Source organism: Clostridium sp. (assembly GCF_050717515.1).
In the GTDB taxonomy this organism is placed as follows: Bacteria; Bacillota; Clostridia; order Clostridiales; family Clostridiaceae; genus Clostridium_AD.
On sequence record NZ_JBOITL010000033.1, the window covers coordinates 81928 to 98805 of the forward strand.

At 31.9% G+C, this 16878-nt stretch carries 12 protein-coding genes and 1 other annotated feature; of the genes, 6 read left to right on the top strand and 6 right to left on the bottom strand.

Annotation, left to right across the window (positions count from 1 at the left end; genetic code table 11):
• Window positions 1–56: 56 nt before the first annotated feature.
• Window positions 57–806, bottom strand: a complete 750-nt coding sequence (pdaB, locus tag ACREV6_RS18430) for a polysaccharide deacetylase family sporulation protein PdaB (protein WP_431579504.1) — start codon at window positions 804–806, stop codon at window positions 57–59.
• Between the two features lie 256 nt (window positions 807–1062).
• Between pdaB and ACREV6_RS18435 the strand changes: the two genes are divergently transcribed.
• Window positions 1063–1590, top strand: a complete 528-nt coding sequence (locus ACREV6_RS18435; RefSeq protein WP_431579505.1) for a DUF4364 family protein — start codon at window positions 1063–1065, stop codon at window positions 1588–1590.
• 3 nt (window positions 1591–1593) lie between these two features.
• On the opposite strand, the gene ACREV6_RS18440 is transcribed toward ACREV6_RS18435, so the two are convergent.
• Entirely contained in the window at window positions 1594–2475 is an 882-nt protein-coding gene (locus ACREV6_RS18440) for a YVTN family beta-propeller repeat protein (protein WP_431579506.1), read from the bottom strand.
• A 457-nt stretch (window positions 2476–2932) separates the two neighbouring features.
• Between ACREV6_RS18440 and ACREV6_RS18445 the strand changes: the two genes are divergently transcribed.
• On the top strand, window positions 2933–3181 hold the full coding sequence (locus ACREV6_RS18445) for a TIGR03905 family TSCPD domain-containing protein (RefSeq protein WP_431579507.1): 249 nt from the start codon (window positions 2933–2935) through the stop codon (window positions 3179–3181).
• Between the two features lie 145 nt (window positions 3182–3326).
• Here ACREV6_RS18445 and ACREV6_RS18450 read toward each other — a convergent pair whose 3' ends face one another.
• Window positions 3327–4685 (bottom strand): bifunctional folylpolyglutamate synthase/dihydrofolate synthase, encoded by a 1359-nt coding sequence (locus ACREV6_RS18450; RefSeq protein WP_431579532.1) that lies wholly within the window; start codon window positions 4683–4685, stop codon window positions 3327–3329.
• Between the two features lie 289 nt (window positions 4686–4974).
• Window positions 4975–7617, bottom strand: coding sequence for a valine--tRNA ligase (locus ACREV6_RS18455; protein WP_431579508.1), 2643 nt, complete (start codon window positions 7615–7617; stop codon window positions 4975–4977).
• Between the two features lie 119 nt (window positions 7618–7736).
• Window positions 7737–7963: a binding site (T-box leader), on the bottom strand.
• Between the two features lie 216 nt (window positions 7964–8179).
• Between ACREV6_RS18455 and ACREV6_RS18460 the strand changes: the two genes are divergently transcribed.
• Window positions 8180–9202, top strand: a complete 1023-nt coding sequence (locus ACREV6_RS18460) for an ABC transporter substrate-binding protein (RefSeq protein WP_431579509.1) — start codon at window positions 8180–8182, stop codon at window positions 9200–9202.
• 291 nt (window positions 9203–9493) lie between these two features.
• Here ACREV6_RS18460 and ACREV6_RS18465 read toward each other — a convergent pair whose 3' ends face one another.
• Window positions 9494–9883, bottom strand: coding sequence for a PH domain-containing protein (locus ACREV6_RS18465; RefSeq protein ID WP_431579510.1), 390 nt, complete (start codon window positions 9881–9883; stop codon window positions 9494–9496).
• A 21-nt stretch (window positions 9884–9904) separates the two neighbouring features.
• On the bottom strand, window positions 9905–14185 hold the full coding sequence (locus ACREV6_RS18470; protein ID WP_431579511.1) for an acyl-CoA dehydratase activase-related protein: 4281 nt from the start codon (window positions 14183–14185) through the stop codon (window positions 9905–9907).
• A 574-nt stretch (window positions 14186–14759) separates the two neighbouring features.
• Between ACREV6_RS18470 and ACREV6_RS18475 the strand changes: the two genes are divergently transcribed.
• From ACREV6_RS18475 to ACREV6_RS18485, 3 genes are all read left to right on the top strand, one after another.
• Window positions 14760–15536, top strand: a complete 777-nt coding sequence (locus ACREV6_RS18475; protein ID WP_431579512.1) for an ABC transporter ATP-binding protein — start codon at window positions 14760–14762, stop codon at window positions 15534–15536.
• Complete coding sequence (locus ACREV6_RS18480; RefSeq protein WP_431579513.1) at window positions 15517–16317, top strand: ABC transporter permease; 801 nt, start codon at window positions 15517–15519, stop codon at window positions 16315–16317. The genes ACREV6_RS18475 and ACREV6_RS18480 overlap by 20 nt, the downstream gene beginning before the upstream one ends.
• A gap of 190 nt (window positions 16318–16507) precedes the next feature.
• The gene (locus ACREV6_RS18485) at window positions 16508–16864 is read left to right on the top strand and encodes a tetratricopeptide repeat protein (protein WP_431579514.1); all 357 of its coding nucleotides are present in this window, start codon (window positions 16508–16510) and stop codon (window positions 16862–16864) included.
• Window positions 16865–16878: the final 14 nt, after the last annotated feature.

Below are 16878 nucleotides of genomic sequence, written 5' to 3' on the forward strand. Positions count from 1 at the left end.
TATTGGGTGTTTCCATTATAATACAAATACTCACTAAATTTCAAGTTATTTAATTTTTATTTTTGTATTTGTTTTCCTTCTACATTTATATAATAATTTTCCTTATATATCAAGTCTGATATTTTAACAAATTCATACCCCTCCCCTTTTAGATATTCTAAAATTCTAGGTAAATTCTCAGGGGTATATTTTGCATCATTATGAAATAAAAGAATGGACCCAGGCTTAGTCTTTTTTACTATTCTATTGAACTCGATATCTAATCCTTCTTCTTTCCAATCAATACTGTCTACATCCCATTGAATACAATAATGATTTGTAGCTTCTACAGTTTCAATTACTAAATTATTATACTCTCCAGATGGACATCTAAAAAGAGCACTTCCTTGTCCAGTTACAGACATTATTTTAGCATCCGTCATGGCTATTTCTTGAATCATTCTATCTTTAGATATTGTAGTCATAATAGGATGCTTATTAGAATGATTTCCTATTTCGTGCCCTTTTTCATGCATGCTCTTTAACTTTTCTGGATACTGGTCTATCCACGCTCCAACTATAAAAAATGTTGCTTTAACATTGTATTTATCTAATGTCTTTAAAATAGCATCTGTTCTATCATCGCCCCAGCTTGCATCAAATGAAATTGCAATCTTCTTATCTTTAGTATCTACAGAATATATTGGTAATTTGCGTTGCTGGCCGAAAAATACACCTTTAGTTTTCAAGTTATAAACACATAAAATTATTAAAGATCCAAAAAAAATTACAAAAATTACTATTAACTTCTTTTTTATGTAATCCATACCCATGCTATCCCCCCTCTACATTTATACTTTAAATTTATATTCTAAAAGTTAAAATATATGTATAATTTATTTTATAAAATTATTTCATATTAAATCATTTATTGTAAAAAATTTATATAAATCATTAAAAATTAAAAGCACCGATTCATTTCGATGCTTTTTATGTTATAATGTTTATAGTTAATTTTACATGAAATAAAATAGTTCATAATTGTTTTGTACTAAGAGGATTACAAGGAGGAGAGGAAACGATATGTTTGAAGATGCTTTAGACCTCGCTGAAAATAAGCTTCTTTTACTTTATATATTTTATAAAATAAAACTCCCTATTTCTAATATTCAATTAACACAAATTATTCTAGAAAATAATTTTATAAATTATTTTACGCTGCAACAATATATGACGGAACTTATAGCGTCTAACCTTCTTGAGCCTACTGAGCAAAAGGGCAAACATAGATTAGTCATTACCCAAAAAGGTGACAATGTTCTATCACTATTTAAAGGAAGAATTTCTGAAACCAAAATACAACTTATTGATGACTACTTGAAAATCCATCTTGAAAATATCAAAAAAGAGCTTACAGTTAGTGCTGATTACACAATAGAAAATAACAACAATTATTTAGTTAACCTAACTGCGTCAGAGGGTAGTTTTACACTTATTGATATAAAACTTAGTGTTGCTTCTAACAAACAAGCACGAGATTTATGCAGCAAATGGAGAGAAAATCCTTCTGAATATTATACAAAGATAATAAACCTTCTCATAAATGATTAGTCACTATAAAAGTGTCATTCCTGTGGGCTCTCCGCCAATAGAAATGGCTTTTTTATTTTCAGTTAATTTATCAATTCTAAAAAGTAAATTGTTATAGTTATCACCTACATACAAATACTTTTCATCTTCCAGTATCCCTCTAGGCATGCCTCCAATTTTTATTTTTCTTATTTCTTTATAATTGTTTATGTCGAGTATACTCACTGTGCCATCTCCAAAATTTGATATATAGCAGTATCTTTCATTACAATACATATCCACAGGTGAATTACCAACAGGTATATTGTATAATACATTGTAGTTTTTTAATGAAATAATACTTATACTTCCTTTGCTATCCATACCTATATTACTTTCACAAACTAAAATATAATTTCCGTCTGGTGTAATAAGAGCTTTAGTAGGATATGCCCCTACCCTAAGGTTTTTAATACTTCCCTTAGGAGCACAATCTATTACGGTTATACTATCACTATTCATGTTTGCTACTACAATTAGATTTTTTCTTTTACAAATATAAATACTATGTGGTAAATTGCCACAGGGAATTGCTTCTACAATATGCTTTTTCTCTAAATCAAAAACTATTATGTCATCACAATCACCACAAATTACATAAGCTTTATTATCATAAACTGATAAATCATTACAGTGCATGCCTATAAAATAACTTTCAGTTTCATAATTATCCATATCAACTATAGAAATACTATTATCATAATTATTAGCTGTTATGAGTTTATTTTCATAAACATATATACCATGAGGACCAATTTTTTTGAGATTTTTTTTATCCAAATATATTTTTTCTTCTTCTACAAATAAATCCAAGTTAACTTTTGATATGCAATCTGATGAAGTACTACATACATATAACTTTCTCAAATCCCCCACCTCCTCATAACCATAATATGAAAATAGTAATAATCTGCTAACAATGTTTTCATAAAAATTAATATGGGAGTTAAATCAAGATAGTCTGCAAATTAGAGCTAAAGAGTTTTTTCTTAGAGTATGCTATAACGAAAAGTATATATTGCTACAAATGCGTTCGCGTCGCTAAGTAATTCTACAATTTATTTTATTTATAACTGCTAAAACCCACAAACTCGCTTCGCTCAAACATGTGGGTTTCTTTACGCAGCTATAAATAAAATAAATTGTGAATTGCTAAAGCTTGCTCAAACGCATTTTACGCAATATATACTTTTGTTAGCATCATCTAAGAAAAAAATTTATTTTAAATTTTACTTATTTTTCTTTATTTCTTGAAGTGGAACTACTCAATAGTATATAATAACCTTTGTGATTATTAATATCTCGAAGGATGGAGGGGTACATTATGTATAGTTATACACCAAAAGGCGTTTGTTCTAGAAACATAAATTTTGAAATAGTAGATGGTAAAATAGCACAGATTATTTTTACGGGAGGATGTTCCGGAAACCTACTTGGAATTTCCGCCTTAGTAAAAGGGATGAATGTTGCGGATGTCATAAAAAAGCTTAAGGGTATTAGGTGTGGTGATAAAAGTACTTCTTGCCCTGACCAATTAGCTTTGGCACTTGAAGACTTAATTGTAAATGCTTAATCAAATCTTCACCAGCAATGCTGCAATATTAACGTATAAAAGCTATGTAATTAAGGTGTAAACCTATATTACATAGCTTTTTACATTTAAAATGCAATTTATATTCTATAAAGTCACACAATCTAGACTTTTGAGACAACCACTTTTATCTATTTAATATATGAATATTTCGTATTATTTTTCTCATATCTCCTACCATGTATAAGGAACCACACACTAACAATAAATCATCTTGTGCGCAATAGCTCAAAGCTTTTTTATATGCCTCCTCATAATTTTCAATTGATTCACAGCTTGCAATATATTTTTCTACTTGGACTTTTAATTGCTGTGAAAGTTCTGCCCGCTGGCTATGGGGAGTAACGGTAATAACTCTACTTACCTTTGGCACTATAGTCTTTATCATCTCTTCAACTTGTTTATCTGCAAGTATTCCTAAAATTAATATGATTTTGTTGTAATTAAAATACATGTCCATACTTTCAGTTAGGTTTTTTATACCATCTATATTATGCGCTCCATCTATAACAACTAAGGGCTTTTTATTCATTACCTCAAGGCGAGCTGGCCATTTTACCATTCTGAGGCCCCTTAAAATATCATCTTTACTTATTTTTTCGCCCTGCACTATAAGCTCCTCTATAACATGAATTGCTACAGAGCAGTTTAATAATTGATGCTTTCCTAGAAGTGCCAAATCAATAATATAATCCCTATTTAAAGTTTGTACTTTCAATTTTTGAGTTATAAGATTATTATTACTATAAGTTGTCCCCTCTAATGAAGTTATTTCAATCTGCTGCAGATTTTCCTTTCCTAAATATGTAGCTGATCCTCGGGGTACTTTTATTAATTTGCATTTTTTTTCCTTACATACTCTTTCTATTACATCTTCACTTTGTTTTTGTTGCGGAAACATAACTACAGGAATTCCTTCTTTAATAATGCCTGCTTTTTCATAAGCAATTTTAGCTATGGTATCACCTAATATTTGAGTATGATCCAAGCTAATAGATGTAATAACACTTAAAACAGGTATAATTACATTTGTTGAATCAAGCCTTCCACCCATGCCCACTTCCATTACTGCAAAATCTACCTTGTTTTTATAAAAATATAAAAAACCTGCACAAGTAATTATTTCAAATTCTGTTGGGTTACTATATCCTAGTTCCACCACTTTTTCCACTGCTTTTGAAACCTCTGTTATAATATCACTTAAATCTCTTTTAGCAATATTCGCATTATTTATTTGCATACGCTCTTCAAACTCTTCAATAAATGGAGAAATATATGAACCTACCTTATATCCGGCTTCAACCAAAATATTAGTCACCATAGCTGTAGTAGAACCTTTTCCGTTAGTTCCTGCAATATGTATGCATTTTAATTTTTTATGTGGATTTCCTAAAAGTTCTAATATTTTTTCAGTTCTCTCAAGGCCAAGTTTTGTACCAAACTTGGCTGTATTTTTTATATAATTCATAGCTTCATCATAATTCATATTTATCATTCCTTTCAAACTAGGTTGGGACAGTTAATAAATTTTTGACTATCCCTTAAATTCTATACCAACATAGGGACAGTTAACAACCTTTTATTGTTATATTTTTATTTTTATTATTATGGATAATAAAAACATTGGGGACGATTAACAACTAAAAACATTGGGGACAGTTAACAACTAATTTATCTATTCTACTAATTAGTTTAATTAATTGTTAACTGTCCCCTTATCTTTTAGTAAAAAGGCTCCTATGTTTTATTTAAACATAGGAGCCTTTTGCTAAAGTTTATTTTAAGTTTTCTATACTTTTAACTACCGAATTGTACATTTCTTTATATTTTTCACCCTTAGCTTTTTCTTCTTCCACTACTTCTACTGGAGCTTTTGCTGTAAATTTTTCATTACAGAGCTTTTTCTCTACTCTATCTATTTCTTTTGCGAGTTTTTCTTTTTCTTTGTTTAATCTTTCTAATTCTTTTTCTAAGTCTACAAGCTCAAGTAGTGGCATATACACTTCTGCACCCTTAGTTACTACTGTAACTACATTTTCTGGTGCTTCTTCTTTAGAATTTAAGAATACTACTTCGCTTGCAGAAGCAAGTTTTTGGAAATAAACTAATCCTTGTTGGAATGCTTCTTTTCCTTCTGTAGCATAGATAAATGTTTTGGCTTTTCTTGAAGGTGGTACGTCCATATCTGCTCTAGCATTTCTTACGTCTTTTATTGCTTCTATAATATAGTTCATGCTTTGTTCTGCGTTTTCATCTTTAAGAGCATCTTCATATTCCGGCCATTTAGCAATAGTTATAGATTCGTACTCGTTATCTAAATGAGTATAAATTTCTTCTGTTATAAATGGCATAACAGGATGAAGCAATTTAAGTCCAGTTTTCAATACATTGTTTAATACATTTAATGCGATACCTTTAGCTTCCCCGTCTTCTGCATATAATACTGGCTTAACAAGCTCAATATACCAATCACAAAATTCTGTCCACATAAAATCATTAACCTTTTGTATAGCTATGCCTATTTCAAACTTCTCGATATTTTCTGTAACTTCGTATACTACAGTGTTCATTCTTGATAATATCCACTTATCTGCAATAGTGTAGTTTTTATTATCTTTGTATTGCGCCATTAACTCCTCATTGAAATTCATCATAACAAACCTAGAAGCATTCCAAATTTTATTTGCAAAATTCCTGGCTGCTTCTACTCTTGATTCATAGAATCTCATGTCGCTACCTGGTGCGTTTCCTGTAGCAAGTGAGAATCTTAAAGCATCTGCACCATATTTTTCTATTACGTCTAGTGGGTCTGTACCATTGCCAAGAGACTTAGACATTTTTCTTCCCTGATCATCTCTAACCATTCCATGTATTAATACCGTTTCAAAGGGTACTTCTTCTAAGTTATAAAGTCCTGAGAAAATCATTCTTGCAACCCATGGGAATATAATGTCGTATCCGGTTATTAAAACACTTGTTGGATAAAAGTATTTCAAATCCTCTGTATTACTAGGCCAACCAAGCGTTGAGAAAGGCCATAATGCTGAACTAAACCACGTATCAAGAACATCTTTATCTTGATTAAGATTTGCACTATTGCATTTAGTACAGTTTGTTGGTTCGCTTACTGAAGCTATAATTTCTCCACAATCTTTGCAATACCACACTGGAATTCTATGACCCCACCATAATTGTCTTGATATACACCAATCTTGGATATTTTCCATCCAATGAAAGTAGGTTTTATCAAATTTATCTGGTACAAATTTAGTTTTATTTTCCCGTACAGCCTCTATCGCTGGCTTTGCAAGTGATTCCATCTTAACATACCATTGTTTAGATAACAGTGGCTCTACAGTCGTTGCACATCTATCATGAGTACCTACATTGTGAGCGTGGTCTTTTATTTTAACCAGTAAGCCTTGTTTATCTAAATCTTCTACAATAAGCTTTCTTGCTTCATATCTGTCAATACCTGAGTATTTTCCATAACCTTCACATATAGTTGCATTTTCATTCAAAACCACTATTTCAGGTAGATTATGTCTCTTTCCTATTTGAAAATCATTAGGATCATGTGCTGGAGTGATTTTAACTGCACCTGTTCCAAACTCTAAATCAACGTAATCATCTGCAACTATTGGTATTTCCCTATTTACTATAGGGAGCATTAGTGTTTTTCCCACTAAGTGTGCATAACGAGGATCTTTAGGATTTACTGCCACAGCCGTATCTCCAAGCATGGTTTCTGGCCTTGTGGTAGCTATTTCTAAGAATTCCTCACTACCTACTACTGGATATTTTATATGCCAGAAGTGACCTGCTTGTTCCTCAAATACTATTTCCGCATCTGAAATTGCCGTCATACATTTAGGACACCAGTTTGTTATCCTATTTCCCTGATAAATAAGTCCATTCTTATACAATTTAACGAAAACTTCTCTTACTGCATGATTTAAGTTTTCATCCATAGTAAAGCTTTCCCTTGTAAAGTCAGCAGAACAACCCATTTTCTTTAATTGCCCTCTTATTTTTTCTCTATATTCACCAGTCCACTCCCAAACTTTTTCAAGGAAGGCTTCCCTTCCCATTTCTTTTTTAACAAGTCCTTGCTTTAAAAGTTCATTTTCAACCTTTACTTCTGTAGCTATACTTGCATGATCTTGTCCTGGAAGCCACAAAGTGCTATACCCTTGCATCCTCTTTGTTCTTATTAAAATATCTTGAAGTGTATTATCAAGCGCATGGCCTAAATGTAATTGTCCTGTAATATTTGGAGGTGGCATCATTATTGTAAAGGGCTTTTTATTTTTATCAACCTCTGGGGTAAAGTATCCTTTTTCTTCCCATCCTGCGTAAAGTCTTTCTTCAAAATCTTTGGGATCATAATTCTTAGCAATATTATTATTTTCTTCCATAATTAACTCCTCCTTGTTTATAAAATCCGCCATAAAACCAGTATCCCTTTAGGATAGTTTATAGCTTACAGTTCTCTTGAAACTCTTAATTTCCAAAAAACAAAAAGAGCCTTCGTCTATAAAAGGACGAAGAACTCGCGGTACCACCTTTTTTCCTGCAAATCTACAGGCTCTTGATAATTTAACGATTAAGAAAACCGTCTTTGTCTACTACTCATATTAAATGAATTCAACAAAGAAGCTCCGAAGCTACCTTCAAGGTTTTTCATATAGAAGATCTTACAACCTATGGATCTTCCTCTCTTAATATTAATTTCCCTTTACTCCTCTTCATCTAAGCTTTTTAAGGTTTATAAAATTTTAATTTATCCTAATTATACCTCTTGATTTTTATATATGTCAAGACATTTCATTATTTAATTTAGAATGCACACTTTTTCATATTCAAACAAAAATAAGAGCAGTCAATCTTTACATATAATCTACTTGAAAATCTTTTTAACAAAACTCCTCTATTATTCATATTATGCATTGATACTATTTTTATAATATGGAGGTATATATGAAAATAAAAAAACTCCCTGTTCTTTGCTTATCTCTTTCTCTTTTTCTAATAGCTACTTTATTTTCTAGTTGTAAATCTAATGATAATAAAGATTTAGCAAAAGTAAAATTAAATGAAGTAGTTCGCTCTATTTTCTATGCTCCTATGTATGCAGCTATTTCTGAAGGTTTCTTTAAAGAAGAAGGTATTGAAATTGACCTTTCTACGGGCCAAGGAGCAGACAAAACTATGCAACAAGTTTTAAGTAATGCTGTAGACATAGGTTTCTGTGGGCCAGAACAAGTTATTTACATCTACAATCAAAAGCGAGAAGACTATCCCGTAATTTTTGCACAATTAACACAAAAGGACGGGTCTTTCTTAGTAGCTCGAAATGCTGAAACAAACTTTAACTGGGAATCCCTAAAGGGTAAAACTGTAATAGGTGGAAGACCTGGCGGAGTACCTGAAATGGCTCTAGAATATGTTTTAAGAAATCATGGTATTGATCCTATGAAAGATATGGAACTTATTACAAATCTTGCTTTCACAGCTACTGCTGGAGCTTTCAAGGGTGGCACAGGTGATTATGTTGCTCTTTTTGAACCCACTGCTAGTATGATGAAAAAAGATAATTCAGGACATATTGTAGCCTCCATAGGTGCCTCTGCTGGAACCATGCCGTATACTTGCTTTTTTGCTACAAAATCTTATATAGAAAAAAATCCAGTTATAATAGAAAAGCTCACTAGAGCAATTTATAAAGGTCAAAAATGGGTAAGTAGTCATTCTGACGCAGAAGTATGCAATTCAATTAAGTCCTTCTTCCCTGGTGCAGATGAGACAGTACTTGTTGAATCTATTAAAAACTATAGAGAAATAAATGCTTTTTCACCAAACCCAATACTAAAATCAGAAGACTTAACTAGGCTTATGGACATAATACAATCTTACAAAGCAGATTTAATTCCACAAAGACCTGCCTTTGATAAAATTATAAACAATACATTTGCAGAAAAAGTAGTAAAAGATCTAAAATAAAGTATGAATTTTCTTCGGAGTGACTTGTAATATGAAGCTATAGAACTATTAAAATTTAAAATTAGCTATTTTTCTTAGATTATGCTAACAAAAGTATATATTGCGCAGAATGCATTCGAACAAGCATTAGTAATTCACAATTTATTTACAGGTGCATTTTTTAGCAACTGTGAATAAAATAAATTTTAGAATTACTTAGCGAAGGGAGAGCATTCTAGCAATATATACTTTTCGTTATAGCATAATATAAGAAAAACCTCTTAATAAAATTTCCAGTTTTGAGTTCGTAGTCTACTCCATTTCGTCTAAGTCTTCAGCCCCTATGTTTTGCATATTAACTGTTCTTCTTTTTAATCTACTTTGTTCTGATGTCTCAAACAAATACTCCTTAATGGCATCAGATTTTTTTATATGCTTTAACACTAGTGTTGGATGAGTTACATCCCCTGTATGACATATAATTGTACCAAGTCCAAATACTCTCTCAAATAAACTCTTATTTAAAGTTGTATCTTGAATTTTATATAAGTAACAATCATTTATCTTCCTGTTTATAAATCCTTCTTGTATCGTTAACTTATCCTCTTCAATGTTATATACTGTAAATGTAAATGGTAATCCAAATAACATTAGTCTTTTTCTTTCTTTAAATACTGTGTTATTTTTAATTCCCTGATCCATAATGTACACTCCTTCGTTTTACTAGTCTATTTTTTTATCACTAGCCACTTCCTCGTGAGCATCTTTAACTTCTACTTCACTCTCAAGATTCTTTAAAGCAACAGACATCATTAGCTTTATTCTATTAATTTGATTTACTTCACTGGCACCTGGATCATAATCTATAGCCGTTATATTAGCGCCTGGGTACCGTCTTTTTAATTCTTTAATCATTCCTTTACCTGTAACATGATTAGGTAGACAAGCAAAAGGTTGCATACACACTATATTTTTTGTACCACTTTCAATAAGTTCTACCATTTCGCCAGTCAAAAACCAACCTTCACCGGTTTGATTACCCAAGGATAAAATAGGTTCTGCCCCCTTTGCTAATTCATATATAGTTTTTGGTGCGTGAAATCTTTTACTATGTCCAAGCACTAATTTCATATGCTTTCTAAACCTTTCTATATATCCAATGGCTATAGTGCTTATTATCTTATCCTTCTTGCTCATTCCTAAATATTCATATTTAAAGTTAGCATCAAAAGCACAGTATAGGAAAAAGTCTATTAAATCAGGCATAACTGCCTCTCCACCTTCATTTTCAATAACATCTATAATGTTATTGTTAGCTGTAGGGTGGAACTTAACTAAAATCTCTCCTACTAGCCCTATCTGAGGTTTTGAAATATTTTTAAGTTCTAAATTATCAAAATCAGCCACTATAGAAGAAATATTTTTTTTAAACTCTTGGGTTTTCCCCCTTATTACTGACTCTTTACATATTTTTACCCATTTTTCGTAAAGTAAATTAGCTGAACCAAGTATACGCTCGTATGGTCTAACCTTATAGAGCACTCTCATAAGTAAATCTCCGTACACCAAGGACATTATTGATTTTTTAACCAATGAATGCGTAAATTTAAACCCTGGATTTGACTCAAGACCAGCAGCATTTAAAGATACAACTGGAACTTTTGGGAACCCTGCTTCCTTTAATGCCTTCCTAAGGAATCCAATATAATTTGTAGCTCTGCACCCGCCCCCAGTTTGAGAAATTATAACAGAGGTGTTTTCTATATCATATTTACCTGATTTTAATGCAGCAATTATTTGTCCCACTACAATTATTGTTGGATAGCAAGCATCATTATTTACATATTTTAAGCCTTCCTCTACAGCCTGAGTATCCACTGAAGGTAAAATTTCTAAATTGTATCCTGAGCAGTTAAAAGCTTCCTGTACAAATTGAAAATGTATTGGAGACATTTGTGGAGATAAAATCGTGTGTGTTTTTCTCATTTCTTTAGTGAAAATAATCCTATTGTGACCCTGCTCAGGCTTTTTAGGCATAATCCCACTTTTCTCTCTTTCATTAAGGGCAGCCTTAAGAGACCTTATTCTGATTCTTGCTGCTCCCAAATTATTTCCTTCATCAATTTTTAAAGTTGTATATATCTTTCCACTATTTCCTAGAATCTCTTGAACTTGGTCCGAGGTAACTGCATCAAGTCCACACCCAAAAGAATTTAGCTGAATAAGTTCAATATTTGGCTCTTTAGCTACAAAACTAGCTGCAGCATATAATCTAGAATGATATACCCACTGATCTACTATTCTTAAAGGTCTTTCAACAACACCTAAATGAGCCACAGAATCTTCCGTAAGTACAGGCATATCAAAATCAGTTATTACACTAGGGATACCATGATTGATTTCTGGATCTATATGATAAGGTCTCCCAGCTAAAACTATACCCTTCTTTCCGGTTCTCCTAATATATTCTACTACTTCTTCACCCTTATTTTGAATGTCCAATTTCACCTTTTCAGTTTCAGTCCATGCCTTTTCAGCCGCTTTCATAATTTCATCTTTATGAATGGCAAAACATGATAACTCATCCGTTAATCTACTAACTAGTTTTTTGTTATTGTCTAAAGAAATAAAAGGACTTAAGAATTTAATGTTTTTTTCCTTCAATATATCCATATTGTTTTTTATTACTTCAGGATAGGAAGTTACAATAGGACAGTTATAATGATCGTCCGCTCCCGCCTGTTCCTTTTTTTCATAAGGAATACATGGATAGAATATAGTATCTATTCCATTATTTATAAGACTCATTATATGTCCATGTACTATTTTAGCAGGATAACAAGCCGATTCTGAAGGTATTGTATCTATTCCCATTTCATATATCTGTTTAGATGATCTTTGAGACAGTTCTACCCTAAATCCTAAACTTGTAAAGAAAGTAAACCAAAATGGATAATTTTCATATATGTTAAGTACCCTTGGAATACCTATTGTGCCTCTAAATGCTTGTTCCTTCTTTAGTGGAATGTAATCAAATATTCTTTTATATTTGTAATTATAGACATTAGGAATATCTTCTTTTTTACCGCTGAGACCTAGTGCTTTTTCACAGCGATTACCAGATATAAATTCCCGGCTCTTATCAAATTTATTAATGGTAAGAACACATTTATTTGCACAATGCGTACATCTTCCCATTGAGGTTTCTACATTAAAGATATCCAATTGTTGAAGTGTTAATAATGTAGAACTTTTCCCCTCCTCTGTTCTTTCCTTTGCAATAAGTGCGGCCCCAAAAGCACCCATTAGACCTGCAATATCTGGTCTAACTGCTTCTCTTCCTGAAATTAGTTCAAACGCCCTAAGTACTGCATCATTATAAAAGGTCCCACCTTGAACAATTATTTTTTTGCCCATGTCCTTTGGGTCTCTTATTTTAATAACCTTTAGTAGTGCATTTTTTATGACTGAGTAAGAAAGACCTGCTGATATATCCCCTACAGAAGCACCTTCTTTTTGAACCTGCTTTACTCTTGAATTCATAAACACAGTACATCTTGAACCCAGGTCCACCGGACTTTTAGAACTTAAAGCTACATTTGCAAATTCTTCTATTTTCATGTTTAAAGAATGAGCAAAGGTTTCTATAAAAGATCCACATCCAGAGGAACAAGCTTCATTTAGCATTATACTGTCAATGACACCATCTTTTATTTTTAAACACTTCATATCTTGTCCACCAATGTCTAATATAAAGTCTGCTCCTGGCAGAAAAAATTCTGCTGCTTTGTAATGAGCTATTGTTTCAATTTCTCCAATATCCACTTTTAATGCTGCCATTATTAATCCTTCACCATAACCTGTCACTGCCGAATTCCTAATAATTACACCTTTTGGTAAAATTTCATATATATTTTTCAATATTTTTCTAACTAAAGTTAATGGGTTACCTTCATTACTTCCATAATGCGAGTATAAAAGTGCACCATTCTCATCTATAAGTGTAGCTTTAGTAGTAGTAGACCCAGCATCTATTCCCAAAAAACAATCCCCTTGGTAGTTGGCGAGTTCTCTTCTTGCTACCTTATATTTACTCTGCCTTTTGTTAAAAGCTTGTAGCTCCTGTTCATCTATAAATAGTGGTCTAAGCCTTTGAACTTCTTGACCAGATGCCTCTTTAAGCTTTGGAAGCTGCATTTTTAAGTGCTCAAAAGAAATAGTACACTCATCCTTTGAAGCCATAGCCGCTCCTAGTGCAACAAATAACTGAGAATCCTTTGGAAAAATAATTTCTTCCTCTGTTAATTTTAAAGTTTCAATGAACCTTTGCCGTAGTTCAGATAAGAAATATAATGGACCCCCTAGAAATGCGACATTCCCTTTAATTGGTCTACCACAAGCAAGTCCACTAATTGTTTGATTAACTACTGCTTGAAAAACCGATACAGCAATATCTTCTTTTGCAGCCCCTTCATTTAATAAGGGTTGAATATCGGTTTTTGCAAAAACTCCGCATCTAGCTGCAATAGGATATATAGTTTTGTGTGACTTTGCAAGTTCATTAAGTCCTGTGGCATCCGTTTGAAGAAGTGACGCCATCTGATCAATAAATGCCCCAGTACCACCGGCGCATGTACCATTCATTCTTTGATCAATGCCCCCATCAAAATATATAATCTTTGCATCTTCTCCGCCTAGCTCAATAGCCACATTAGTTTTTGGAATAATATTCTCTATAGCATAAGTGCTAGCTACAACTTCTTGAATGAATTTAATATTCAGCCATTTAGATAAAGCTAGTCCACCAGAACCGGTCACCATTATAGTAATATTGCAATCTTTAAAATCATTATAAGCCTCATATAACATATCAGCTATTGTACTTTTTATATCAGAAAAATGCCTCTGATACTTACTATATATTATTTTTTCTTGCTGATTTAGTACTACTATCTTAACAGTAGTAGATCCTACATCTAACCCAACATTTAATATTTTTTTCATAATTATCTTCTCTTTCCCCGCAAGTTTGGATTTATTCTTATTTTTAACCTAGTAGTTAATTATATATGTTTATGCAATAGGATTCAATCTTCATATTTTTTCAAATTATTTAATATCTGAGTAAATAACCTAATTGTTCCTATACCAATATCCTTAGTCTTTAAAAACTAAATTTATTTTCTGCAATATACTCCTCCATATTATAATTTGTATTAGTTACATAATATTCAAACCCCCTGTAAATATCAACTACATTTACAGAAAATTAACATATAATTATATTATATTATAGCTTAATAACAACAATATTTCAAAGCCTCCACAAACTTTATTTGTAGTATATATCCCTATTTGTAAAAATAGGCAGCCTTCCTTCTGAAATGTCGTTAATCATCATCTTCGATGCTGCAACATTAACGACTTCAGAAGGAAATTTATACAACCGCTGAAGTTTTATCTTTATCGTAATATATATCCCTATTTGTAAAAATAGGCACCCTTCCTTCTGAAATGTCGTTAACAATACATTATTAAAACTCATATACTAAAGTATAACCCTCAAGGAGATGATAAAGTGATTAAAGTAGAGATTAATAATATATCCATGAATTATCATTCGCAAGCTGCAGAAACTCCCGCTTTAAAGGATATCTCATTTGGTGTACAGGAAGGTCACTTTTTAAGTATTGTAGGTCCTTCTGGTTGTGGAAAATCCACGCTATTAAATATAATAGCAGGCTTAATTAAGCCATCTAATGGGGAAATAACAATTAAAAATTGTGATGGTTGTTCAACCTCTTCCAAAATTGGATATATGTTTCAAAAGGATCAACTATTCGATTGGTTAACTATATGGGACAATGTACTTTTAGGTCTTAAAATTAACCATTGTATTACAGAAGGTAATGTGGAAATGGTGAAAAATCTTTTAACACGCTATAATCTCTGGGAATTTAGAAATCATCATCCTAGAGAATTATCTGGAGGCATGCGCCAAAGAGTTGCTCTAATTCGTACCTTAGCACTAAAACCTGAAGTACTTCTTTTAGATGAACCTTTTTCAGCACTAGATTATCAAACTAGATTAAACATTAGTGATGAAGTTTATGAAATTATAAAAAAAGAAAAAAAGACTACTATAATGGTAACTCATGATATATCAGAGGCCATCTCCATGTCAGATGATATTATTATTCTTTCAAATCGCCCTGCTGTAATTATTAAAAACATAAACCTTAAGTTTGAAGAAAATTTTTCTCTTCCTTTAAAACGTAGAGAAACTCCAAATTTTAGAGTTTATTTCAATGAAATTTGGAAGGAGATGAACCGCAATGCTGATTCAAAGCGATGAACACAAAAAGTATATTAAAAGTGTAAAAAGGGAGAAATACTGTGTTATTCTTACACGACTCGTAATACTGATTGCTTTTTTTAGTTTATGGGAAATAGCTGGCAGGCTAAAATGGATTGATTCTTTCTTAACAAGTACACCCTCAAAAATGTATGATTCGTTTATACAAATATATAATGAAGGTACATTGCTATATAATATCTTTATAACCTGTTTTGAAACAGTAGTAGGTTTTGTACTTGGGACAATTTTAGGTGCTTTAATTGCAATTCTCTTATGGTGGTCAGATTTCGTTTCAAGAGTTTTGGATCCCTACTTAATAGTATTAAATGCTCTACCTAAAGTAGCTCTTGCGCCTATTATTATATTTTGGGTAGGCAATGGAATAAAGGCAATAATAGTAATTGCTCTTTTAATATCAATAGTTGTAACTATAATAAGCATACTAAGCGGCTTTAAAGAAGTGGATGAAGATAAAATCAAGCTTTTAAAAACCTTTGGAGCTTCTAAATTTCAAATACTAATTAATCTAATTATTCCTGCATCCATCGGAGCTCTTATTTCTGCATTAAAAATCAATGTAGGGCTCTCATGGGTGGGTGTAATAATGGGTGAATTTTTAGTGGCCAAAAACGGATTAGGCTTTCTTATTATTTTTGGCGGACAAATTTCTCAGCTAGATATGGTAATGATGAGTATAGTTATACTTTCTATCTTGGCTTACCTCATGTATGAAATGGTGGCATTTATCGAAAGAAAAGTAGTAGGCAAAAATAAATAATTTTTAATTTTAAGTGAATATAATTATAATCCTTGGGCAGTATTTATATGGAATATTCTTTGCAAAATAGTAATATCATTATTTAGGAACATTAAAATAAATACCAACTTGTTAGAGAACTATAACTTGTTAGAGAACTATAACTTGTTAGAGAACTATAACCTGTTGGGGAACTATAAGGAGGAAAATAATGGACTACTTTCAAAAGGCTAACGACATATACAATACTAAGGATTATAACAGAGCAATTGCTCTATATAAAAAAGCTGCAGAAATGAAAGACAATGAGGCGGGCTCTCTTTATAATAGCGCTGTATGTTTTATTCACCTAAAGGAATATGAAAAAGCAATACCCTTATTTCATAATGCTATAAATCTACGCCCTGAAAGCAAATACTTCTTCAACTTAGCCTATTGCTATGCCATGTGCCTCAACAAGCCAAAGGCATTATATTACTTCAATACCGCTTGGACACTAAACAATGAAGACGAAGATTGCGAAAAAGCAATTAACTTATTATTAAAAAGTTATAGAATAGCTCCCTAAAACACAGGGAGCTA

What these genes read in the sequence shown, in the direction of transcription:
- ACREV6_RS18435 (WP_431579505.1), top strand. Translation starts at nt 1,063, where the DNA reads ATGTTTGAAGATGCTTTAGACCTCGCTGAAAATAAGCTTCTTTTACTT.
- ACREV6_RS18445 (WP_431579507.1), top strand. Translation starts at nt 2,933, where the DNA reads ATGTATAGTTATACACCAAAAGGCGTTTGTTCTAGAAACATAAATTTT.
- ACREV6_RS18455 (WP_431579508.1), bottom strand. Translation starts at nt 7,617, where the DNA reads ATGGAAGAAAATAATAATATTGCTAAGAATTATGATCCCAAAGATTTT.
- ACREV6_RS18450 (WP_431579532.1), bottom strand. Translation starts at nt 4,685, where the DNA reads ATGAATTATGATGAAGCTATGAATTATATAAAAAATACAGCCAAGTTT.
- ACREV6_RS18480 (WP_431579513.1), top strand. Translation starts at nt 15,517, where the DNA reads ATGCTGATTCAAAGCGATGAACACAAAAAGTATATTAAAAGTGTAAAA.
- ACREV6_RS18465 (WP_431579510.1), bottom strand. Translation starts at nt 9,883, where the DNA reads ATGGATCAGGGAATTAAAAATAACACAGTATTTAAAGAAAGAAAAAGA.
- pdaB (WP_431579504.1), bottom strand. Translation starts at nt 806, where the DNA reads ATGGATTACATAAAAAAGAAGTTAATAGTAATTTTTGTAATTTTTTTT.
- ACREV6_RS18470 (WP_431579511.1), bottom strand. Translation starts at nt 14,185, where the DNA reads ATGAAAAAAATATTAAATGTTGGGTTAGATGTAGGATCTACTACTGTT.
- ACREV6_RS18460 (WP_431579509.1), top strand. Translation starts at nt 8,180, where the DNA reads ATGAAAATAAAAAAACTCCCTGTTCTTTGCTTATCTCTTTCTCTTTTT.
- ACREV6_RS18485 (WP_431579514.1), top strand. Translation starts at nt 16,508, where the DNA reads ATGGACTACTTTCAAAAGGCTAACGACATATACAATACTAAGGATTAT.